The sequence below is a fragment of the Halorussus amylolyticus genome (genome assembly GCF_004143485.2).
GTDB classification, from domain to species: Archaea; Halobacteriota; Halobacteria; order Halobacteriales; family Haladaptataceae; genus Halorussus; species Halorussus amylolyticus.
This window is the reverse complement of sequence record NZ_ML974131.1, coordinates 252,133-273,078: the sequence shown is the minus strand read 5'-3', so window position 1 is coordinate 273,078 and position 20,946 is coordinate 252,133. Positions and strand designations below refer to the sequence as shown.

Sequence of the window (20,946 nt, the reverse complement as noted above, 5' to 3'; positions counted from 1 at the left end):
CCGGGAGGAAAACATGGCAGGAAAACACAAGCGCGCCCGATGCGTGTTCGTGGTCGTCCTCGTCTGCTGGTCGGCGGTCGCTCCCGCGACCGCCGCCAGCGCGGCGACCCAAGACTCGTCGCCCGAGACGGCCGACGAGTACCTCGAATCGCTCCGGGCGCTCGAAGGACAGGAGGCGTTCGAGGAGTACAGCGAGTTCGAAGTCGTGCGCGCACAGGCCGTCTCGGCCGTGCAGGTCGGCGAGTTCACCGACGCGAAGGCCGACCGAATGGCGCTCGTCTACGACGTGCTGGTGAGCTTCGACGAGGCGTACGAACTGAGCCAGTCGGGCGAGCGCGCCGAGAGCATTGACCGCGCGAACGAGACCGAAGCCCGTTTGGAGGAGCTTCGGTCGGCGGGCGGGAGCCAGTACGCCGCGCTAACGTCCATCGCGCTCGACCGTTTCTACCAGAATCAGGGCGAGACGCTCCACGACGAGGCGCTCGCGGCCAACGACACCCGGGTCGCGCTCGAACTGATGGGAAGCGCCGCGACCGCCTACCAGCGCGGCGGCGCAGTCGAGGAGTACTCGAATCTGGTAGTCCAGCGCGAGAGCCTCCAATCGACGTACGAGAGCGACGTGGAGACCGTGAACGAGTCGGTGGCGGCCGCAGACGCGTTCTTCGCCGACTGCGGCGAGTCGTGCACCTCGCCGGTCGGCGCGCTCACGACCCACACCGTCTCCGTGTTCGACCACTACGCCGACGCCAGAACTGCGAGCGACCGACTCGGTACGGCGTCGGAGGCCACGGCCGAACACGGCCTGTCGGACCGGTCGGAGACGGTCGGAACGATGAGCGAGCGCGCCCAATCGACCGTGTTCTCGCTCGCGGTCGCGAGCGTAATCCTCGCGGTCGGCTTCGCGCTCGTGGTCGCGCTCGTCGCGATGGTCGTCGCCCACCGCCTCTCGGCGTGGGCGAAGGACGTGGAGGACTCCCAAATCGGTGACATCGTGCTGACCGAGGAGGTCGTCCATGGATAGCCGCACCGTCCTCGTGGTCGCGGTGGCGCTGATGGTGGGTCTCCACGGCTTCGCGGGGAGCGCGGCGGCCAACATCGACGGCACCGTCCAACTCGCCGACGCCGCCGAGGGGTCCTCAGGGACGACGACTCAGACGGTGACCCACACCTTCACCGCGAGTTCGAACGAGAGCGTGACCGCCAACGACCGAATCCAGGCCGACGGCGGCAACGTCGTGTTCGAATTCAGTGAGTGGGAGGGTAACGGGCAGAGCGGCGAGGGAACCTCGTGGAACCTCGTCGCGGGCAGCGAGTACGAGGTCACCTACGAAGTGACGGTCAGCGAGAACGCCGCACCCCAACGGTACGTCGAGAACATCTTCCAGAGCGGTCCCTACGAGGAGATAGACGTCGAAGTCGTCGCACCGCAAATCGACGGCATCTTCCAACAGAACGTGGACCTCGCGTTCGAATCGCAGAACGAGGGGACGGCCGAACACGAGGTAGACATCGACAACGTCGGTAGCGGCGAGATGCGCCCGACTGATATCACCTTCAGCGGCGTGCCAAGCGGTCTCAGCGTGGACTACTCCGGGCTTCCGAACCGAATCGACGCCGGTGGGAGCACCACCGCGACCCTCGAACTCACGGCGGACTCGTCGCTGAACGAGGGCACCTATCAGTTCGACGCCACGGTGACTGACAACCTTGGCAACACCGAGACGTTCCCCGTCGAAGTCCAAGTCACAAAGCCCGCCGTCCTCGGCGTCGACGACGACGAGGTGGACGTCGGCGACGTGCTCGTCGGTACCGACGAGACGACCGAGTTCACCATCACCGAGGAGGGCGGCTCCACCGGCATCTCGGGTGTGGACTCGCAGGTCACGTCGTCCGACCAGCACGGGTCGATAGACTTCAGCGGCCTGCCCTACGTCAGCACCTCGGCGGGCGGAAGCGACACCGCCGAGGTGACGATATCGGCGGGCGACAACGCACCCCAGCACAGCGACCTCGAATTCGACGCCCGACTCACGCCCGACAGCGAGAACGGCGTGGGCGAGGAGGTGACGTTCACGGGACGAGTCATCTACCCCGCGCGGTTCGGCGACCTGTCGATGTCGGACACCGAGATGGTGTTCGACGAACCCCAGTCGGAAGTGAGTTCCCACACCCAGACCGTCACGGTCGATGTCCCGAACGACGGCGACCAAGAGCTGAACGTGTTCGGCGCGAGCGCCGGAATCGACGACGCCGACGTGAGCGCGAGCGTCGTGGACTCCCCGGACACGATACAGGGACAGGAGTCCGGCGAGGTCGAAGTCGAAATCGAGGCCGACCCCGGAACGCCCGAGGGGAGCTACCCCCTGACCGTCGAGGTCGATTCCGACGAGGACGGCACCGAGAGCGTCACCTCGGACGTGGAGGTCACTCACGACGTGGAACTCGCGGTCGAGCGCACGTCAATCGAGTACGGCGACGTCATCGTGACCGAGAACCTCACCGAGAGTACCGACATCGCGGAGGCGCTGGAGTACCGCGACGTGTCGAACCTCGAAATCACCAAAGAGTCGGGTCCCGACGAGTGGCTCACGGTCGTAGACCGCCCGCCGGAGACGCTGACCGCGGGCGAGACCGCGCCGCTCGTCGTCGCGGTCGAGTTCGACACCTCCGCGGAACTCTACCGCGAGTACACGTGGGAGTTCGAAGTGACCGGCGACGACATCGAGTCCGAGACCGTCACCGTGACCGCGACCCCCGAGCCGGTGTCGTTCGAGGAGATACGCGACCCGCTCGCGGAGTACACTGACGGGAACGACTGGCGGAGCGACACCGCATCGGGGATGGTGACGACGCTCGACACGCTCGAAGGCGAGCTTCGCGAGGGCGGGGACGTGTCGCGGACCGACCTCACGACCTCGATTGCGGCCGGACGGAGTACGCTCCTGTTCGTAGAATCGGTCGAGTCTGCCAGAGACACGATGGAGAGCGACGGCAACGAGGCGGCTCAGGACGAAGTCGTTCGAGCCGCCGCGACCTACAATCTCCTCGACAGCTACATCGACGAGTACGACGACGACGAGCTACAGTCGTCGGCCGGGGAGTCCCGAGACGCGGCCGAGGAGACCGTCAACAACCTCGTGGACGAGCAGACCACGTACTACGAGTCACAGCTCGAATCCGACGACGTCTCGATGATAGAGCAAGCGAACATCAACCGTCAGCTCGCACAGCTCGCGTCACTCCAGGGCGACGAGGAACGCGCGGAGGAGCTCCGAGCCGAGTCCTCGGCGGCGTTCGACGAGTACAGCGAGACGGTGGCACAGGGCAACGAACAGCGGCAAGAGGCCCGCGACGTGCGCGAGGAGATGCGCGACGGGACCGTGACGGTCGTCGCGGGACAGCCGCTCGTGTTCAGCCCGGCGAACTGGGACGCGTTCACCACCCAGTCGTCGTCGGTCCTCTCGGCCTACGACGACGCAGCGGCGTCGTTCGAGGCCGCCGGAGCCGACGAGGAGGCCGACCGCGTGACGAGCGAGCGCCAGCAGGCCGCGAGTCAGCTCCAGCTCGCGCGCTACTCGCTGTACGGTTCGACCGCAGTCTCCGGTCTGCTGTTCGTGGGACTGCTGGGATACCTCGGTCGGAACACCTACGCCTACGTCCGGGACGCCCGCGAAGCGGTCAGCGGCGACTTCCTCGTGGCGTCGTAGGCGGTTCTCGATTCGATTTTCGACGACCGCGCTTTTTACAGCCCGGAAAATCGCTCGCGCTACACGACCGAATCGACTGACTTCTGAGCGGAAAATTCGTACCGACGACTACTGCACCGCGAACGACGAAGCGACGTGAGTCGGCCGAGAGTCGTCGGTCCCGTCGCCGTCCGCGCGCTCGACGCGCCACTCGTCGAGCGTCGATTCGGACCAGCCGTCCTCGTCGGCGGGGGCCGGGCCGCGGAGCGTCAGTTCGGTCTCGTCGTCGTCCGTGGCGAGGGCGACCGCGACCGAAACGTCGGGGCCCTCGGCCTCCACGTCCACGAAGTGAGTGAACGCCTCGTCCGCATCGAGGCGCTCTACCGACTCGCTCCCCGCGTACATCAGGTCGCTGACCGCCTCGCCGGTCGCCTCGACCGACACGTCCGAAACGGGCGACCCCGAGGCGTTCTCGACCACGAGGACGACGCTCCCGTAGCCGCCCGAAACGCGGGTCTCCTCGCCGACCGACGCCGCGAGCGCGTCGATACCCTCCGGGTCGTCGGCGTCGGCGTCGGGAACGTACCCCATCGTCCCCCACCGTTCGGGGTCGCGGTCGTCGTAGGCGTACTCGACCGCGGTCTCGACCGCGGTCCCGGACAGCCCCCCGGATTCGACCGGGCGGGTCCACTCGACCGTCTCGCCCGGCGGGACCCGAAGGTCGGTGTCCCACACGCCGAATCCCTTGACACCGATTCGAGTCACGTCACACCCCACGTCGCGTCGATTGGTGAGCGTGACCGCGAGACGGCGACCCCCGTCGTCGGCGTCGAAGCCGACTTCGACCGCGAACTCGGCGGGGCCGACCGCGAGGCTTCGTCCGTCGATTCGGGCGTCGGACGCGTTCTCAGCCGTGACGGTTCCGGACGGAAGTTCGACCGGTCCCGTCTCGGCGAACGCGTGTCTGCGTACGAGGGTGGCGCGCTCGCCCGGCGCGAGCGCGCCGACCGCGGCCGTCTCGGAGGGGAACGACGCCCGAACGTCCTCGGCGGTCTCGTCGCCCTCGTTCTCGATTGTGAGACGCTCGCGCACGCCCTGCGTCCGGGCGGGGTCGGTCGATTCGACGGTTCGGTCGGCCGAGAGGACCGCACCGGTCGGGTCCGGAGTCCTGCGCTCGGCGTCGGTCGCCGCGTTCGACGGTGCACCCCCGGTCGGCGTGCGCGCCTGTGCGTCCTCGCTCGTCGCGCTTCGAGCGACCGGTTCGGACGGCCGCTCGTGCGCTGGCACCTCGAACTCTCCGGCGTCGAACGTCGCCGACTCGCGCGCGCCGAGTCCGTCGAGACTCGCGTCCACTCGCACCTCGCCCGGCGCGGTCTCGGGTCGGAGCGCGAGAACGAGCGCGCCCCCGCCGGGGAGTTCGACTCGGCGCTCGACCCGCCCGCCGACGCGGTCCCCTTCGACTGCGAGGTCGTCGGCGAGTTCGGCGTCGGTCGCGTTTTCGACCCGAACGTCCACGAACGACCGGTCGGTCGCCTCGATTGCGAGGTCGGCGGCACGGTCGGGGAGCGACACGTCGGTACCGGTCTCGCCACGCTCGGTTCGAACCGTCAACGGAACCGTCCGTCCGGGGTCGAACTCGGTCTCGACGGTTGCGGTCGCGGACTCGCCGGACCGGAGTCGCTCGAAACGAGCATCGCCGGGCGACACCGAAACGCCGTCGAGGGGCGTCTCGCCGTCGTTTCGGACCGTAACGGCCAGCGTGGCAGTGCCGTCAGCGACGGCGTCGAGTTCGGCGGTCACGTCGAGCGCATCGGTCGGCGATGCGCTCGACGCGACCGGGAGCGACGCCGACGCCAAGGTGCTGTCGCGGATACCGACCGCGACGGTCGCGGTCTGGTCGGCGGTCACGGTGCCGACCGACACCGACAGGTCGGCAGACTCGCCCGGTGGGAGGTCTATCGAGCGGTCGCCACCGGCGAACACGACGCCCTCGCCGTCGATTTCGAGCGCGGCCGAGACGGGGTCGTCGCCGTCGTTTCGGACCGTGAAGTCGAGTTCGTCGGCCGCGCCGGGGACGAGTTCGGCGTCGTCGATTTCGACCGCGAGCGCCTCGGACGGGTCGCCAATGGAGCGATACACCGAGACGGTGCCGTCGGCGACGACGCAGAACAAACTCCCGTCGCTCGTGGGGTAGACATCACCGCTCGGGAGGTCGGTGACCGGTCCGTACGTGCCGTCGGGCGCGAGCGACACCAGTTCGCCATCGGCGGTGAACAACAGGGCGTCGTCGCCGCGCTCGGGGAGGTCGGTGACCGTGAGTTCGCGCTCCCACTGCCGGTCGCCGGTCTCGGCGTCGATTCCAACCACGCGCTCGTCTTTGAGCGAGACGACGATGGTCTCGCCGACGATTCCGGCCGACTCGATTGCGCCGTCGAGGTTTCGGTCGAACCGCTCGCTCCCGTCGGGGTTCCGGACCGCGAGAAACGACCACGCGACGAACACGAACGCGCCGTCGGTCGCGAAGAAACCGGGGTCATCGGTCACGTCCGCGTGAGGGTCGGACGCGTCGAACCGCTGGCTGCCGGTCTCGCCGTCGAATCCGAGGAAGGCGTCGTCGTCGGTCACGACGCCGAGCACGTCTGCCCCCGGAAGCGCGGCCAACGTCTCGGCCGACGGGAGTTCGACCGACCAGACGCGGGTGCCCGCGCCCGAGAGCGCGGCGACGGTGTCGCCTGCCAGCGCGTAGATTCGGTTGCCGACCGCGAGGTCGGCGACCGGGTCGTCGAACTCGGTCGTCGTTCTGCCGTCCGAGGAGACGACCGCAATCTCGCCCGCCTCGGTGCCGAGGACGACGCGGTCGGCGTCGGCGGCGACCGCGGTCACGGTCGCGGACTCGAACGACCCGGTCGGCGCGTAGTCGGTCGGTGGCGTCACGACTCGTTCCCTCCGCCTGCAGGCGGGCGAGCGGGTTCGCCGTCCTCCGGGGTGTCTCCCGATTCCTCGCCGTCACCGTCCGCGGGCGGCGACTCCGAGGAGTCGCCGCCCGCCGCGCTCGCGAGCAGGTCGCCGAGTCCGCCACCGCCGCCTCGGCCGAGCGAGATACCGTGCTCCTCGGCCTGGTCTTCGATGTAGCGCTGCATCTCCGGGTAGCCTTCGAGGTCGTCCAACTGCTCGCGCACGCTGGAGACGTACTGGCGGACCGTCTTGGGTTCGGTGTCGTCCAGCCACTCCAGCAGGTACTCGGTGTCCGGGGTGATGGGGTCGCGGTCCGGGTCCACGATGCTCTCGACGAACTCGCGCTGGAGGTCGCTTCCGAGCACGCGGTCGGCGATTTCGGCGGGCGTGTACCCCACCGACGCCTCGCCGAGTCGCTCGAAGTCGATGTCGTCGGCGTTGGGGAGCGACCGGAGATTCACCTCCCACACCTGCGACATAACTTTCGCGTCGGGTTGGGGGATGAACTGCTGGATGGGGAACCGCCGGGTCGCCGCGGGGTCGATAGTGAACGGCATGTTGGTCGCGCCGATGACCAACAGATTGTCCTCGATGTCGTTCATCTCCTGGAGGAACGCGTTGGTGAGCGACCGCTCGTGGCGCTGGAGGCCGTCGTCGCTCCGGTCGGGAATCAGGGTCTCGACCTCGTCGAAGAACAGGACCGCGAACCCGCCCTGGGCGACCTGGTGGGCCTGGTCGAACACCGCCTCGATGCGGCGCTCGGACTCGCCGGGGTACCGCGAGAGCACGTCCCCGCCCTTGATTTCGAGGAACTTCACGTCGCCGTACTCCTCCTCGATGTCGGTCTCCTCTTTGGCCTCGTGGGCGATGGCCTCCGAGACGAGGGTCTTTCCGCACCCGGGCGGGCCGTACAACATCATGCTCCCGCCGCGGGCCGCGAACTCCTCGCCGTATCGGTCCTCGACAGCGCGCTGTTTCTCGGGGTCGAACATCGCCAGCATCGTCCGGGCGGTCCCTTTCACGGTTTCCAACCCGGCCACGTCGTCCTCGAAGCTCTTGGTCGGCTTCTTGGGCGTGATGTCGATGTCCACCTCCTCGCGGCCGCCCTGTTCGCCGCCCGAACCACCCTGTCCGCCGCCTTGTCCGCCGCCGGAACCGCGAGCGCCACCCGCGGCCCCACCGCCGGAGTGATTCACGCTCGGGTCGGGTTCGTCGGCGAACTCCAGTTCGGTGGCGTCGGTGACTCGCAAGGTGGTGTAGTCGGCGGGTTCGGCGTCGTTGACCGTGAACTCGATTCGCTGGCCGTCGAAGTCGGCCACCTCCTCGATGCCGGGGTGGAGGAGGTACTCGCGACTCCGGAGCGCGGCCGCCAGCGATTCGTCGTCGAGACCCGGCGCGTGGAGCGTGGCCTCCCTGCAGACCGGCACCGACCGCAACTGGGGCGAGGTATCCACCAGAAAGCTTTCACCGCGGTCGATGCCACCGAACAGTTGCTCGACGCTCTCGTTCAGATACACCTTGTTGCCGATGCTGTCGGCGAGGCGGTCGTCCTCGGGGTCCACCCTGAAGAAGACGGGGACGCCTCGGTGGCGTATCTTCACGACCTCCGTCGATGCGTCGAGTTTACTTCGACCGACGACGACGTGAGAGGTCGGCTGGTCTCGTTTCAGTATCGGTGTGAGGTTAAGAGTCATAGTTCGTTGGATAGCTTCCTGACCAATCTCGCGGCGGTCCGCCGCGCGTCTCTGGCTTCGTCGTCGATGCCGCCGTCGGGCGGTGCAATCCAGTCGGTCACCGCGACCGCGTGGCCGACGACCGAGCGGAGGTCGGTGACGACTTCGCGGAGTCCGAGCAGGGCGTCGGCGAACGCGGGCCAGCCCTGCGCGTCGATTCGACCCGCGAGTCGGCCGCAAGTCTGTCGTATCGCGTCGAGTCGGTCGCCGAGCCACGGGTACAACACGTACCAGTTCGCCGCGGCCGGACCGGCCGACGGAAGCGGGACGAGGAGCGTTCCGGCGACGGTTTCGAGGCGACCGCCGTCGAGCGCACGAACCGCCGGGTCGGCCTCGTCACGGGCCATCGGGTCCTCGCGCTCGTAGGTCCGGCGGAGCACCGACTCGACCGCCTCGTCGTCGTCGGCCGACCGGGGCCGCGACAGCGGCGGCACGGGAAACGCGACCACGACTAGTTCCACGAGGTCGGCGAGGTCGGCGAGCGCCCGCTCGACGCACCGCCGAATCGGGCGCTCGTCGTCGAGTCGGCGGTGGCGACGGAGCGCCGTGAAACGAGCTTCGACCGACCGGACCGTCCCGACGAATGACATCGCGTACATCGACTCACGCGGTGTCGTGTAGCACCTGGTCCACGCTCTCGACGCTCTCGCTGACCTCCTCTATCTGGCCGGTGTTGTCCATGAGGTCGTCGAGGAACTCCTCGTCGGACTGCTCTTCCATCTTGTCCTCGGGACCGAAGGTGTCGGTCAGCCCTGTGACGATGTCCACGAAGTTGTCGAGTTGCTCGACCGCATTCTGCGGGAACAGGTCGTTTTTGAGCGCGAGTTCCCGGAAGTCCTCGCGTATCTCGGCCATCGTCGCCTGCACGGTCTCGAAGTCCTCGACGAGTTCGCCGAGCTTCTGAGCCTGTCCGGCGGATTCGGCGATGTCGCCGTCCTCCTTGACCTTCTCCATCGACTCGTACATGTGGTAGCGCTTGCGCAACTGCTTGAACCGCTGGTACTCGGTGTCGTCGAGTTCGGATGGATGGCGGCCCGCGAGGTGGCTCTGTATCTCCTGTTTTATCTCGGCCTTCTTGTCGCTCGTCCGTGACGTGAGGTTCACGTCGCTCTGAACGTCCTGTTCGTGTTTCTTGAGTCGTTCTTGGGCGTCCTTGACCCGCTGGACCGCGGTCTCGATACGGTCGATGGAGGTGTCGAGTGTCGCGGCCCAGTTGTTGAGCATCTTCGGGTTGTTTTCGAGCGCCTCCGACGGCGACTTCAGCACCACGACGTCGCCGCCGTCGTCGCCGATTTCGAATATTTCCTCGCTGGCGAGATAGTCGATGAGCGCGCTCGCCCCCGTCTCGCCGCGGACGTACGTCTCCTCGGCGTTGACGAGCGCGTCCACCGCAACGTTCCGGGAAATCGTGCCCTCGCCGACTTCGTTTATCGTCAGCGTCTCGCCGAGTTCGTGGCGCGTCAACTGCGCGACGACGTCCTCCCAGTTGCCCTGCGCCGACTGGTCGTCTCCGCGGTCGGCGACCTCCTTCGGGAGTCGAACCGGTTCCTCGGTGCTGTTTCGCGGTCTAGCCACGACGTGTTCGCCCTTCGTCTCGAATTCGGTGTATTTCTGCATTGTTGTCTATTTCTCCGGATAGGCGTTCAAAATTCTTCTTCTATCTTTTCGCGGGTCGCAGCCTCGATTTCCCGCTGGACGTACTCGTTGGCGTCGGGGTCGGTCGCCAGCGTGAGCGCGTCGATGTCCGAACGGACGGTCTCGACCATCTGACTTGGAGTCGAAGCCATCGAGTCTGCGAGGACCTGACGGGACAGCTCCTCGGCGTGCGAGTCGATTTTTTCGTCGAACTGCTCCTCGTGGACGGCCATCCCGGCGTCCTCGTCCACGACGATGCCGGGATACGACTCGCCGGTCTCGCCCGACCCCTCCGCGAGCGTCGTCTCGACGTGTTCGACCACCGTATCCCGGAGACCGGGTTCGCGTTCGAGAACGTCGGTGCGCTCTTTGATTTCGGTCACGAGGAGCTGTCGGTACTCGCGTTCGGGCATCACGTAGCCGCTCTCTCCGAACGCCTCGGTCACGCGCTCGGTGAGTTGGTCGGCGAGCTTGGTGGCGTACTCGTCGATGGCGGTCTTGACCAAGTACTCGCCGTCGAGGTCGATGATGAAGTCTTGCGTCTCCAGATACCGAATTACGTCGGCGGTCGCCGAGACGCTTATCTCCTTTTCGAGCTCGCCGTGAGTCAGTTTCCCCTTCGTGGCGCGCTGGCTGAGACGAGCGGCGACGCCCGCCTCTCCGGCCTGCTCTTTGAGCTGGGAGCCGATGGTGTAGTAGTCGCGCTCCCCGGTCGCGATGCGTCGGACCAGATTCCGGTCGGCGAGTTCGTCGGTGAAGAAGTCGATGTCGTCGATGGCGAGGTCGAACCGCGACCGGAGTTCCTCGCCGGTGACTACGAGCTGCTGGCGAAACAGCGTGGTGAGTTCGGTGGCGATATCCTCGCCGTTGCCTGTTCCGAACGGGTCGTAGTAGTACACCCCGGTTCGGAGCCGCTGGAGCTTCGAGTACTCGTCGCCCGCTACGTTCTCCATCGCTTTTTTGATGTCGGTCGCCGAGAGCGAGCTCGCCTTCAGCGGACTCTTGTCGGCGCTCTCGTACTCCGACCGGAGTTGGTCGGTCACTTGGTCGACGTACAGAAACCCGTAGTTCTGTAATGCGACCGACATACAGATGTCCGAGAGAACGTCGGTGTCAGTGGGACGAAGTGGCATCGGTAATTCCACGTTTTTGCTACATACTAAAGTTTGCGACGTTTCCCGCAAAGACACCGAATGGCGCGTTCACAGAGTCGAAAACCGACCACCCGATAACGTCAAATGTCAATACTTTACGCATTGCTTCGAATATCTCTCGGCTGGGACCCTCGCGAAACGATACCGTCGATTCGGCCTGCGCGACTCACGACAGCCAGATTGCCACCCACCCGCCGAGACCCACAGCGAGTAGCGCGCCCGCCAGATTCACCGCCGCGTTTCGAATCGCGGCCCGACGCTCGCCGTCCTCGTACAGTAGCACCGTCTCGACCGCGAAGCTCGAAAACGTGGTAAATGCGCCGCAGAAACCGACCCCGAACGTCGCCGAGAGAGCCGACCCCTCGGCCGAAACCACGGTCAGCGCGCCGAGTGCGAAGCTCCCGAGGACGTTGACCGCGAGGGTGTCCGCGGTCCGACCCGAGAGCAGGACGCCGACCGCGTACCGGGCGAGCGCGCCGAGCGCGCCGCCCGCACCGACCAGCAGGACGATATTTGCACCGAGGGCGCTCATCTCGACACCTCCCCGGAAACCGCGGTCCGGACGACCGCACGCCCCGCGAGGACGGCCGCGAAGCCGAGCGCGTAGTTCGCGCCGACGTTCGCCACCGCGAACGTCGGCGACAGCGCGGCGGTCTCGACCGCGAACGTGCTGTACGTGGTGAACGACGAGAGAAAGCCGGTACCGACCAGCAGGCGGAGTTCGGGTGTGAGCCGCCCCGTCAGCCGGACCTCGTAGAGCACGACGCCGAGCGCGAAGCTCCCCGCGACGTTGACCGCGAGCGTGCCCCACGGGAATCCGGCGGGGAGCGCGACCGCGACGGCGTGGCGGGCGACCGCTCCGGCGAAGCCGCCCACCGCGACGAGCAGGAGCGGGCGCAGTCGCTCTCTCGCGGCGGCGTCGGCGACGCGCGTCGCCGACGCCGCCGCGGTTTCCGGACCGCTCTCGGCGCTCGAACCGTTCTCACCGCCCGGACCGTTCTCACCACCGGCCTCGGCTGGCTTCCCCGACTTCGTCATTCGACTCTGTCCGTGACCAATCGCGGAGTCGAAATACCGCTTTCGGAGCGCTCATCCGAGGTCCGAAGCGCACGGGCTTCCACCGCCGTGGGGCGTCCCGCGCTCGCGGATTCGGACCGCGTGGACGCTCTCTGTCGCGTCGTCCACGACCAGCGCCTCGCCCGGATTCTCGGGCAGACGCTCGTCGAACGACGACGAGACGTAGGTCGGGCGGGCGTCGGCGAGCGCGCCGAGGTCGGCGTGTGAGGTGAGGCGGTGGGCGACCACAAGGTCGGCCTGCGAAATCGCCACCGGAGGGAGCGCGCTCGGTCGCTGTGTCGCCGCAACGAGACTGACGCCGGGTTGGCGGCCCCGAGTCAGCACTGTTCGGAGCGCGGGGTCCGCGGTGCCAGTGAAGAAGGCGTGGGCCTCGTCCACCAGTAACCACGGAAGTCGAGCCGGAGTCCCGCGAACGCAGCGGTCGTAGAGACCGCTCGCGACCCCGCGCACGACCGCGTTCGCAGGAGTTGGGTCGAATCCCGAGAGGTCGAGGACGACGCCCGCCCCCGAGTTCGATTCCGCGTCCGACCTGCTCGGCGACCCGTCGCCGAGCAGGTCCGAAGCGGCCAGTCCTTCGGGTGCGAACGCGTCCCACGAATCCGCGAGCGCGAGGTGATTCTCGGCGGCCCGGCGGGTCGCGCGCTCGGCCTTCGTATCGGCGGCCGCGACGAACTCCCGCATTCCGGCGAGGGTCGCACAGGCTCCGGCGGCCTGCCAGACGAGCGCGCCGACCGCCGAGTCGGGTGCGAGACCGAGCAGGTCGCACCACGCCCGCGGCCCGAGCGCGTCGGCGGGCACCCGCGGGCACGAGACGACTTCGACACCGACGCCCGCGAGCGACGAGAAGACGCCCATCGGGTCGGCGACGACGGGCAGGACTCCGGACGCCCGGGTGAGTTCCTCCGCGAGCACGCCGAGGGTGTACGATTTTCCGTAGCCGCGCTTGCCGACCACGAGACCCGCGTGCGGGCGGTTGAGGTCGATGCGGACCCGCGCGCCGGGGCTTCCGTCGCGAGCGCGGTAGGCTCCGAGGTGGCCGGTGGGAGCGTCGGGGGTTGCGGAGTCGTCGGAGTCGCGGCGGCCGAGCGTTCGGGACACGGGGAGGGTTGGTCGCGCTTTCGAATATAAAAGTTTGCGCGAGGGTTTAAATCAAAAGCCGGGACCAAGCCTGCTCATGACGTGCCTGCTCGGCTACTACGGCTACTTCGACAGTCCGCATTTCGACACCTTCGACCGCTTTCACAGCGACAATCGCGCCATCGAAGGGCTTCCAATCCGCCTCGTCATCGCGCTCGTGGTCGGGGTCGCCAGCCTCGGCGTGATGATGAACATGCTCTCGGGTCTCAACGGACTCACCGTGACCGAACTCGACGCCCAACCCGAACCCGACGTTATCGGTCCCGACCAGCAGAGCGTCGAAATCGCGGTGGTGGACCCCGACGGCGCGCCCGTCTCGGACGCGACTGTGGTGGTCAAAAGCGACACCGCGACCATCGACGGCGTGGCGACCGGAACGACCGGCGACGACGGAACCGCGAAGCTCTCGCTCGACCCCGAACTCGGACCGAATCAGCAGGAAGGGAGCTTGGAGGTGACGATAAAGCCGCCCGCGGGGAGCGACTACGCCGACGACCGGGAGAACACCGCGATACTCGTGCTGGACGACTATGACTAGACGCCAAGCGCGAGAGTCGGTTGGCTACGAGTAGCCGTCCCAGTCTATCCACTCGTGTTCCCATCCGGTCTGTCGCTCGCGAGCGCGCTGGGCGCGCTCGCGGTCCTCCCGGACGGTTCGGTTGCGCTCGATGGACCCCGAATGCTCGCCCTCCACGAGGAGGGGCGCGAACAGGACGGAGCCGAGCGGTTGCGTGTCGTCGGCCTCTCCGTCACCATCTCGCGGCGATGCCGCTCGACCGTCCGCGGAACGGGGTTCCGCGCCCTCCACGATTGTAAGCGACTGCTGGCCCGCCCCGAGCGGGATGACCAGTCGCCCGCCGGGTGCGAGTTGGTCGCGGAGCGCGCGCGGCGGTTCGACCGCGGCGGCTTCCACGAGGATGCGGTCGAACGGCGCGTACTCGGGCAGTCCGTCCGCGCCGTTTCGGCGGTCCACGAACACGCCGTCGTAGCCCGCCGATTCGAGGTTCGCGCGGGCGTCGAGGACGAGGCCGCGGGTGATGTCCACCGCGTGGACGTTGCACTCGCCCACGATTTCCGCGAGGACCGCCGCGGTGTAGCCCACGCCAGCGCCGACGACGAGTACCGAGTCGCCCGGTTCGGCGTCGAGGGCTTCGAGCAGACGCGCCGCGGTGCTGGGCGCGAGGACGCGAGTGCCTCGGTGTTCGAACGCCCGGTCGGCGTAGGCGAGCTGGTCGTCGTCTACGAACTCGTGGCGCGGGACCGTCCGCATCGCGGTGCTGAGGCTGTCGCTGGAGACGAACCCCTTCGAGGGGTGTTCGAGGCTGTCTACCATATCGTCGCGCAACACCGCGAGTTCCATACGTCCACCCTGGCGTCGGAGGGTCTTGAATCGCCCGGCCACGGTACGGTCCGGCCCCGCGACTCGTCGCGGGGCCGGACCGGACGAACGGCCGGTCAGTCGCTCGGTCGGTGGCCCGCGATGGCCTGCTGGTCGGTGCCGGGAACGTCCCGAATTTCCACGTCTTCGAACCCCGCATCGCGAAGCCACTCGGTGAACTGGGTCTCGGTGTAGGTGTCGCCGCGCTCGGTCTGGGCGAGCATGTGCGCGCCGAAGAGGGCGGCGTCCTCGGCGCGGCCCCGCACCGTATCGGTGAGAACGACCGCGCCGCCGGGGTCGAGCGCGTCGTAGGCGTGGCCGAGAAATCGGCGGTTCTCGTCGGGCGAGAGCGCGTGAGCGACCCGCGAGCAGAACACGAGGTCGAAGCCCGTCGGGAGTTCATCGGTGATGTCGCCTTCGGCCAGTTCGATTGGCTCGTGTTCGAGGAATCGACGGTCGATGTCGATAACGTCGGGGCGGTCCACGAGCGTCACGTCGAACCCCCGGCGGACGAACTCCTTCGCGAAGAGACCCGGGCCGCCGCCCGCGTCGAGAACGCGCTCGGCGTCGGGGTTCCGGTGGACCGCGGCGGTGACGCTCGCCCGTACTGCGGCCTCGTCGGCGTTCGCCATCGCGCCCATGAAGTTCACCGTCCAGTCATCGGGCGATTCGGGCGGTTCGCCCGTCGTCATCGTCTCGGGGAGGCGAATCCACCGCTCCACGCAGTCGAGCGTGTGGGGGACGCTCCCGATGGAGCGCACGTCCGCCTTGGCGATGAATCCGAGCGCGCGGTTCGTGATTTCGTACTCGCCCTCGACTCGCTTCAGATAGCCCAGTTCGACCATCGCGTCGAGGGTGATGCGGGCGGCGCGCTCGGTGACGCCCGCCGCGTCGGCGACCGCCTCCGGCGTTCTGGCCTCGGTCGTCACCGCGTCGAGGACGCCCGTCTCGCGGGCCGCGCGCAGAAGGAGCGCTTCGCGGTAGTCCATGTCGGGAGCGTGGCGGGCCGTCGGCTTAATCCTCCTGCATCCGGACGAACCGGACCCGTCCGCGCGTCTCGCGGTCGAGCGACCCGTCGGCGCGCCGACGGGCGAACACGAGCCGCTGGTCCGCAGTTCCGACGGGCGCGAGCAGGCGGCCCCCGGGTCTGACCTGTTCGACTACCGCGTTCGGAATCTCCGAGGCGGCGCAGGTCAGATACGCCGCGTCGTAGGGCGCGTGCTCGGGCCACCCCTCGCGGCCGTCGCCGACCCGAATCGAGACGCCGCCGTACCCGAGGCGGTCGAGTCGGTCGCGGGCCGACTCGGCGAGCGAGTCGTGATACTCCACGCTGTAGACGTTCTCGGGACCGACGACGGCGGCCGTGACCGCGGCGTGGTATCCGCACCCGGTGCCGATTTCGAGGACGGTCTCGCCGGGGTCGAGGTCGAGCGTATCGACCATCGTCGCCACCATGTGGGGCGCGCTGATGGTCTGGTCGTTCCCGATGGGGAGCGGCCGGTCGTCGTAGGCTCGGTTCCTGTGGGTGGGCGGCACGAACTCGTGGCGCGGAACTCCGCGCATCGCTTCGACTGTCGATTCGTCGAACGACTCGCGGGCCGCGAGTCGCTCGACGAGGCGGTTGCGAGCCTGCTCGAACGTCGGGTCCCCACCCCCGGACATCTCAGTTCACCTCGCGGCGCATCGAATCACCTCGCGGCGCATCGAATCACCACGCAGACCACGCCGACGAGGTCTCGTCGTCGGCGTAGAGCCGTTTCACGTCCTTTGCGACCGCGCTGTCGCCTTTCTCGCCGAGCGGATTGAAGTAGTAGCCCTCCGCGTCGTCGCGGAGCGCGATGGACTTGACCTTGAACTTCTCGTCGCCGAACTCCTCGGACTCGCCGACGACGAACTCGTGGTCGCCGGGCACGTCCATCTTGAGGCTCGTCGAATCGTCGTGGCTCCCGTCGTTGGGATTGACGGTGACGTTGACGCGGACGTTGTCCACCGCGCGAGTCCAGAACGTCTCCACGTCCTTCACTTTCGCTTGCTCGCGGCGCACCTCGTCGCCGAGTTGGAGGTCGGTGATTCGCACGACCATGATGGCCTCGGGCGTTTCGAGGACGAACTCCTCGCCGACCGCGACCGTCTCCTCGGGCGGCGCGTCGGCCGTCGCGGTGAACGATTCGCCGTCCTGAGACACCACGACGTCGCGCTCGACCTGCTCGTCTTTCTCGACCTTGGTCTTGTGGACGTGACTGCACTCCGTGCATCGCACCGTCGCGTGACCGCTTCCCTCCTTCAGCACCTCGTGGACCGTCTCGGCGTCGGGCGAACACGAGGGGCACGCCACGGGGACGCGCTGGGCTGTTTCGCTCATATACACCCCGCTACGGACCGCGTGCGTAAAAACGCGTGGAGTTGGGCGGAAGAAGTCGCGAAGTGGGGGTCAAGGAACTGACGAGCGCGGGTCGGGCCGGTCGCGACCGGCCCGACCCGCGCTCGTCTGGAGAGGGCCAATCGCGCTCGATACGGAGAACGAAAATGGGGTGCAAACCGGACTCAGGCCGCGAGTTCCTCGGCGACGGCCTCAGCCGACAGCAACTGCGGGTCCACGATGAAGTCGGCCTGTCCGCGCGCGAAGTCCGGCAGACTGTCCCCGGCGTACACCACGACCCGAACGTCGTCGTTCAGGTCCTTGGCGACCGGGATGGTGGTCGCGCTCGCCGCGAGCGTCAGAACCACCGCGTCGGCGTCGGTGATTCCGGCCTCCTCCAAGGCGGGCCGGGTGCCGAACTCCTCGATTCGCGTGACTTCGACGCCCTCGCGTTCGAGGGCGTCGCCCAGTCCGTCCTCGTCGGGACCGACGACTATCGCCTTCATCACTCGTACTCGATGGTCGCTGGCGGTTTGTGGGTTACGTCGTAGACGACGCGCGCGACGTTCTCGTGAACGCCGGTGATGCGACTCTGGATGCGCTGGAGCGTCTCCCAGTCGATTTCCTGGGCGCGAGCGGTCATGCCGTCCCGGCTTTCCACCGAGCGAACCGCGACCACCCAGCCGTGGACGCGGTTGTCGCCCTTGACGCCGGTGGCCTTCCCGATGACCGCGGCGAACGCCTGCCACGGCTCGTGTTCTTCGAGTTCGTCCTCGACGACGTGGCACGCTTCGCGCGCGACTTCGACCTTCTCGGGCGTGACTTCGCCGATGACTCGGACCGCGAGGCCCGGACCGGGGAACGGCATGCGCTCGGCGACGACTTCCTCCAGACCGAGTTCGCGGGCCACCTCCCGGACTTCGTCCTTGTAGAGGTCACGAACCGGCTCCACGATGCCGTCGAAGTCCACGACCTCGGGGAGACCGCCGACGTTGTGGTGGGACTTGATGTTGCCCTCGCTCTCGATGCGGTCGGGGTAGATGGTCCCCTGCACGAGCTGTTTCGCGTCGGTCTCGCGCGCGACCGTCTCGAACTCCCGGATGAACTGCTCGCCGATGACGTGGCGCTTCTCCTCGGGGTCGGTGATTCCCGCGAGCGCGTCGAAGAATCGGTCTCGAGCGTCCACGATTCGCAGGCTCTCCATGAACGCGAACGTCTCGCGGACGCCCTCTGTCTCGCCCTTCCGCATCAGGCCGGTATCGACGTAGACCGGGGTGAGTTGGTCGCCGATGGCCTCGTACGCGAGCGCGGCCGCGACCGACGAGTCCACGCCGCCCGACAGCGCGATGATGGCGTTGTCGTCGCCGACTTCCTCGCGAATTTCTTCGACGGCTTCCTCGACAAACTCCGCTGCGTTCACCATCAGGCCTCCACCTCCTCTCGGGCCGCGGCCGAATCATCCGTCTCGCCGTCGAGGACCGCGTCGAGCAGGCCGACAAACGGCGGACTCGCGCGAGTCGGCCGCGACCGGAACTCGGGGTGGAACTGCGTGCCGAAGAAGTACGGGTGGCCGTCGAGTTCGAGAATCTCCATCCGATTGCCCGACTCGCCCGAGAACACGAGGTCGGTTCCCTCGAACGCGTCGAAGTACTCGGGGTTGACCTCGTAGCGGTGACGGTGGCGCTCAGTGCAGGAGGTGCCGCCGTAGACGCGTTCGGCGAGCGTTCCGGCTTCGATGGTGGTCTCGTGCGCGCCGAGTCGCATCGTCCCGCCGAGGTCTTCGAGGTCGTACTGCTCGGGCAGGAGGTCGATGACCGGGTGGGGCGTGTCGGGGTCGAGTTCGGCCGAGTGTGCGCCCTCTAGTCCGAGGACGTTTCGTGCAAACTCCACGACCGCTAGCTGGAAGCCGAGACACAGTCCGAGATACGGCACGCCGTTCTCGCGGGCGTACCGGACTGCCTCGATTTTGCCCTCGGTTCCGCGGGAGCCGAAGCCGCCGGGGACTACGATGCCGTCGGCCTCACGGAGGCGCTCTTCGTGGTCGTCGTCCATCTTCTCGGAGTCTACCCACAGGACGTTCACGTCCACGTTCTTCTCCAGTCCGGCGTGCTTGAGCGCCTCGTTGACAGAGAGGTAAGCGTCTTCGAGGTCGTACTTGCCGACCAGCGCGATGTCCACCTCGCCGTGGGTGTCTTGGGTGACGAGCTTTCGCCACTCGTTGTCGCGGTCGGCCTTCGGAATCGCGTCCTCGGCGAGGTCGAGACGGTCCATCACGTACTCGTCAAGACCTTCCTCCTCGACCATCAGCGGAACGTGGTAGATGTCGGCCACGTCGGCGTTCGAGAAGACGGCGTCGGTCGGTACGTCGCAGAACAGCGCGATTTTCTCCTTGGTGGAGGCGTCGAGTTCGTTCTCACACCGCCCGACCAGAATGTCGGGCTGAAGACCGATACTCCGGAGTTCCTTCACCGAGTGCTGAGTCGGCTTGGTCTTCTGCTCGCCGTTTTTCGAGTAGGGGACGAGCGTGACGTGCGTGAGAAGAAAGTCGCCCTCGTCTTCCTCGTGGGCGAACTGCCGGAGGGCTTCGAGGAAGGGCATCCCCTCGATGTCGCCCACGGTCCCGCCGACTTCCACGATGCACACGTCGTGGCCCTCGGCGGCCTCGCGGATGCGGCGCTTGATGTCGTCGGTGACGTGGGGGATAATCTGGACCGTCTTCCCGAGGTAGTCGCCCGCGCGCTCCTTGTCGATGACGTGCTGGTAGGTCTTACCCGTCGTGACGTTGTGGTCGAACGTCATGTCGATGTCGAGGAAGCGCTCGTAGTTCCCAAGGTCGAGGTCCACCTCGCCGCCGTCTTTGAGGACGTACACCTCGCCGTGCTGGAAGGGGTTCATCGTCCCGGCGTCCACGTTGAGATACGGGTCCACCTTGACCGCGGTCACGTCGAATCCGGCGTTGGCGAGCAGGCGGCCCGTCGAGGCCGCGGTGATGCCCTTGCCGAGGCCGGACATGACGCCCCCGGTCACGAAGATGAACTTGTTCCCGAGAGAAGGGTCGTAATCGGTTTCGGGTTCGGTCGGCATACCGAGTGTCGGCGAGCGTCGTTCAAAACGATTTCGGAGCGCGAGTCGGTCGTCACGCGATGTCACAGAAACCGGCGTTCTGTCGGGGTGTCACCCGAGGCGCTCGACCAGAAACCCGCCCACCGCGTCGGCCACCTTCGCGTGTTGTCCCACGAAGAAGTGGTCGCCACGTATCTCCACGACCTCGTGGCCCAACTCTCGCGCGCGCTCGACCACCGGCTCCCAGTTCACGGTGTCGTCGCGCGTGCCGTACACCACCTGTACCGGGGCCTCGATATCCGAGAGCGCCGCCACGGCGTCCAAGTCCTCCGCGAGTCGCGGGGTCGGCGCGAGCAGCGAGACGGCGTCCGGCTGTGGCTCGACGGTCGCCGCCGCGAGCGCGGCGACCGCGGTCCCGAAACTGAAGCCGAAGATGCCCACGCGGTCGTAGCGCTCGTCGGCCCACCGGAGCGCGTTCCGGGCGTCCTCGCGCTCGCCGTACCCCTTGTCCCAGTCGCCGTAGTCGAAGCGCAGGCACGCGATTTCGCGGTCGGTCAGAAACTCGCTCACCGCGGTCAGGCGCGCGTCGCCGCGGTGGCCGCGGTGTTGTGGATGGGGCGGGCACGCGACGACGATTGCACCCGGGTCGGCGTCGTCGGGCGTGTCGAGCGTGGCGCGAACGTCGCGTCCGCCGGGGAGCGGGAGGTCTTCGGAGTTCACGCGCGTTGTTTGCGGGGGGATTTAGATAAGGATTGCACTCGGCTTCGGG

At 67.4% G+C, this 20,946-nt stretch carries 19 protein-coding genes; 3 read left to right on the top strand and 16 right to left on the bottom strand.

Annotation, left to right across the window (positions count from 1 at the left end; genetic code table 11):
• The first annotated feature begins 13 nt into the window (after window positions 1-13).
• Entirely contained in the window at window positions 14-1,021 is a 1,008-nt protein-coding gene (locus EKH81_RS05240) for a hypothetical protein (protein WP_132056887.1), read from the top strand.
• Window positions 1,014-3,707 carry a COG1361 family protein gene (locus EKH81_RS05235; protein ID WP_132056885.1) on the top strand — a complete coding sequence of 898 codons (2,694 nt, stop codon included), beginning with the start codon at window positions 1,014-1,016 and terminating at the stop codon, window positions 3,705-3,707. Before EKH81_RS05240 ends, EKH81_RS05235 begins: the two co-directional genes overlap by 8 nt.
• Window positions 3,708-3,815: 108 nt before the next feature.
• Here the strand turns inward: EKH81_RS05235 and EKH81_RS05230 are convergent, their stop codons facing one another.
• The 8 genes from EKH81_RS05230 to EKH81_RS05195 all read right to left on the bottom strand — a co-directional run bounded on the left by EKH81_RS05230 (window position 3,816) and on the right by EKH81_RS05195 (window position 13,338).
• Window positions 3,816-6,620, bottom strand: coding sequence for an outer membrane protein assembly factor BamB family protein (locus EKH81_RS05230; RefSeq protein WP_132056883.1), 2,805 nt, complete (start codon window positions 6,618-6,620; stop codon window positions 3,816-3,818).
• Window positions 6,617-8,242, bottom strand: coding sequence for an ATP-binding protein (locus tag EKH81_RS05225; RefSeq protein ID WP_238392125.1), 1,626 nt, complete (start codon window positions 8,240-8,242; stop codon window positions 6,617-6,619). The genes EKH81_RS05230 and EKH81_RS05225 overlap by 4 nt, the downstream gene beginning before the upstream one ends.
• A gap of 89 nt (window positions 8,243-8,331) precedes the next feature.
• On the bottom strand, window positions 8,332-8,973 hold the full coding sequence (locus tag EKH81_RS05220) for a hypothetical protein (protein ID WP_132056879.1): 642 nt from the start codon (window positions 8,971-8,973) through the stop codon (window positions 8,332-8,334).
• A 4-nt stretch (window positions 8,974-8,977) separates the two neighbouring features.
• Window positions 8,978-9,991 (bottom strand): hypothetical protein, encoded by a 1,014-nt coding sequence (locus EKH81_RS05215; protein ID WP_132056877.1) that lies wholly within the window; start codon window positions 9,989-9,991, stop codon window positions 8,978-8,980.
• A gap of 26 nt (window positions 9,992-10,017) precedes the next feature.
• Window positions 10,018-11,142, bottom strand: coding sequence for a hypothetical protein (locus EKH81_RS05210; RefSeq protein ID WP_132056875.1), 1,125 nt, complete (start codon window positions 11,140-11,142; stop codon window positions 10,018-10,020).
• Between the two features lie 187 nt (window positions 11,143-11,329).
• The gene (locus EKH81_RS05205; protein ID WP_132056873.1) at window positions 11,330-11,695 is read right to left on the bottom strand and encodes a fluoride efflux transporter FluC; all 366 of its coding nucleotides are present in this window, start codon (window positions 11,693-11,695) and stop codon (window positions 11,330-11,332) included.
• Window positions 11,692-12,063, bottom strand: coding sequence for a fluoride efflux transporter FluC (locus EKH81_RS05200; protein ID WP_132056871.1), 372 nt, complete (start codon window positions 12,061-12,063; stop codon window positions 11,692-11,694). Before EKH81_RS05200 ends, EKH81_RS05205 begins: the two co-directional genes overlap by 4 nt.
• Window positions 12,064-12,252: 189 nt before the next feature.
• Window positions 12,253-13,338, bottom strand: a complete 1,086-nt coding sequence (locus EKH81_RS05195) for an ATP-binding protein (protein ID WP_132056869.1) — start codon at window positions 13,336-13,338, stop codon at window positions 12,253-12,255.
• Window positions 13,339-13,414: 76 nt separating this feature from the next.
• Between EKH81_RS05195 and EKH81_RS05190 the strand changes: the two genes are divergently transcribed.
• Window positions 13,415-13,915 carry a DUF7382 domain-containing protein gene (locus EKH81_RS05190; protein ID WP_238392124.1) on the top strand — a complete coding sequence of 167 codons (501 nt, stop codon included), beginning with the start codon at window positions 13,415-13,417 and terminating at the stop codon, window positions 13,913-13,915.
• Window positions 13,916-13,939: 24 nt separating this feature from the next.
• Here the strand turns inward: EKH81_RS05190 and EKH81_RS05185 are convergent, their stop codons facing one another.
• The 8 genes from EKH81_RS05185 to EKH81_RS05150 all read right to left on the bottom strand — a co-directional run bounded on the left by EKH81_RS05185 (window position 13,940) and on the right by EKH81_RS05150 (window position 20,897).
• On the bottom strand, window positions 13,940-14,737 hold the full coding sequence (locus tag EKH81_RS05185; RefSeq protein ID WP_132056867.1) for a protein-L-isoaspartate O-methyltransferase family protein: 798 nt from the start codon (window positions 14,735-14,737) through the stop codon (window positions 13,940-13,942).
• A 95-nt stretch (window positions 14,738-14,832) separates the two neighbouring features.
• Complete coding sequence (locus EKH81_RS05180; RefSeq protein WP_132056865.1) at window positions 14,833-15,744, bottom strand: class I SAM-dependent methyltransferase; 912 nt, start codon at window positions 15,742-15,744, stop codon at window positions 14,833-14,835.
• 25 nt (window positions 15,745-15,769) lie between these two features.
• Window positions 15,770-16,417, bottom strand: coding sequence for a protein-L-isoaspartate(D-aspartate) O-methyltransferase (locus tag EKH81_RS05175; RefSeq protein ID WP_132056863.1), 648 nt, complete (start codon window positions 16,415-16,417; stop codon window positions 15,770-15,772).
• 46 nt (window positions 16,418-16,463) lie between these two features.
• Window positions 16,464-17,117 carry an HVO_0476 family zinc finger protein gene (locus EKH81_RS05170; RefSeq protein WP_132056861.1) on the bottom strand — a complete coding sequence of 218 codons (654 nt, stop codon included), beginning with the start codon at window positions 17,115-17,117 and terminating at the stop codon, window positions 16,464-16,466.
• A 182-nt stretch (window positions 17,118-17,299) separates the two neighbouring features.
• Window positions 17,300-17,620: a DUF7126 family protein gene (locus EKH81_RS05165; RefSeq protein ID WP_132056860.1), complete on the bottom strand. Its 321-nt coding sequence runs from the start codon at window positions 17,618-17,620 to the stop codon at window positions 17,300-17,302.
• The gene (gene guaA, locus EKH81_RS05160; RefSeq protein WP_132056858.1) at window positions 17,620-18,537 is read right to left on the bottom strand and encodes a glutamine-hydrolyzing GMP synthase; all 918 of its coding nucleotides are present in this window, start codon (window positions 18,535-18,537) and stop codon (window positions 17,620-17,622) included. The genes EKH81_RS05165 and guaA overlap by 1 nt, the downstream gene beginning before the upstream one ends.
• Complete coding sequence (locus tag EKH81_RS05155; protein WP_132056856.1) at window positions 18,537-20,198, bottom strand: CTP synthase; 1,662 nt, start codon at window positions 20,196-20,198, stop codon at window positions 18,537-18,539. The genes guaA and EKH81_RS05155 overlap by 1 nt, the downstream gene beginning before the upstream one ends.
• A gap of 90 nt (window positions 20,199-20,288) precedes the next feature.
• Window positions 20,289-20,897, bottom strand: a complete 609-nt coding sequence (locus EKH81_RS05150; protein WP_132056854.1) for a dienelactone hydrolase family protein — start codon at window positions 20,895-20,897, stop codon at window positions 20,289-20,291.
• Window positions 20,898-20,946: the final 49 nt, after the last annotated feature.

Bases quoted from the DNA above. Each gene is read 5' to 3' on its own strand.
- EKH81_RS05240 (WP_132056887.1), top strand. From the start codon at position 14: ATGGCAGGAAAACACAAGCGCGCCCGATGCGTGTTCGTGGTCGTCCTC.
- guaA (WP_132056858.1), bottom strand. From the start codon at position 18,537: ATGGTGAACGCAGCGGAGTTTGTCGAGGAAGCCGTCGAAGAAATTCGC.
- EKH81_RS05210 (WP_132056875.1), bottom strand. From the start codon at position 11,142: ATGCCACTTCGTCCCACTGACACCGACGTTCTCTCGGACATCTGTATG.
- EKH81_RS05170 (WP_132056861.1), bottom strand. From the start codon at position 17,117: ATGAGCGAAACAGCCCAGCGCGTCCCCGTGGCGTGCCCCTCGTGTTCG.
- EKH81_RS05215 (WP_132056877.1), bottom strand. From the start codon at position 9,991: ATGCAGAAATACACCGAATTCGAGACGAAGGGCGAACACGTCGTGGCT.
- EKH81_RS05235 (WP_132056885.1), top strand. From the start codon at position 1,014: ATGGATAGCCGCACCGTCCTCGTGGTCGCGGTGGCGCTGATGGTGGGT.
- EKH81_RS05175 (WP_132056863.1), bottom strand. From the start codon at position 16,417: ATGTCCGGGGGTGGGGACCCGACGTTCGAGCAGGCTCGCAACCGCCTC.
- EKH81_RS05165 (WP_132056860.1), bottom strand. From the start codon at position 17,620: ATGAAGGCGATAGTCGTCGGTCCCGACGAGGACGGACTGGGCGACGCC.
- EKH81_RS05185 (WP_132056867.1), bottom strand. From the start codon at position 14,737: ATGGAACTCGCGGTGTTGCGCGACGATATGGTAGACAGCCTCGAACAC.
- EKH81_RS05180 (WP_132056865.1), bottom strand. From the start codon at position 15,744: ATGGACTACCGCGAAGCGCTCCTTCTGCGCGCGGCCCGCGAGACGGGC.
- EKH81_RS05220 (WP_132056879.1), bottom strand. From the start codon at position 8,973: ATGTACGCGATGTCATTCGTCGGGACGGTCCGGTCGGTCGAAGCTCGT.
- EKH81_RS05190 (WP_238392124.1), top strand. From the start codon at position 13,415: ATGACGTGCCTGCTCGGCTACTACGGCTACTTCGACAGTCCGCATTTC.
- EKH81_RS05205 (WP_132056873.1), bottom strand. From the start codon at position 11,695: ATGAGCGCCCTCGGTGCAAATATCGTCCTGCTGGTCGGTGCGGGCGGC.
- EKH81_RS05155 (WP_132056856.1), bottom strand. From the start codon at position 20,198: ATGCCGACCGAACCCGAAACCGATTACGACCCTTCTCTCGGGAACAAG.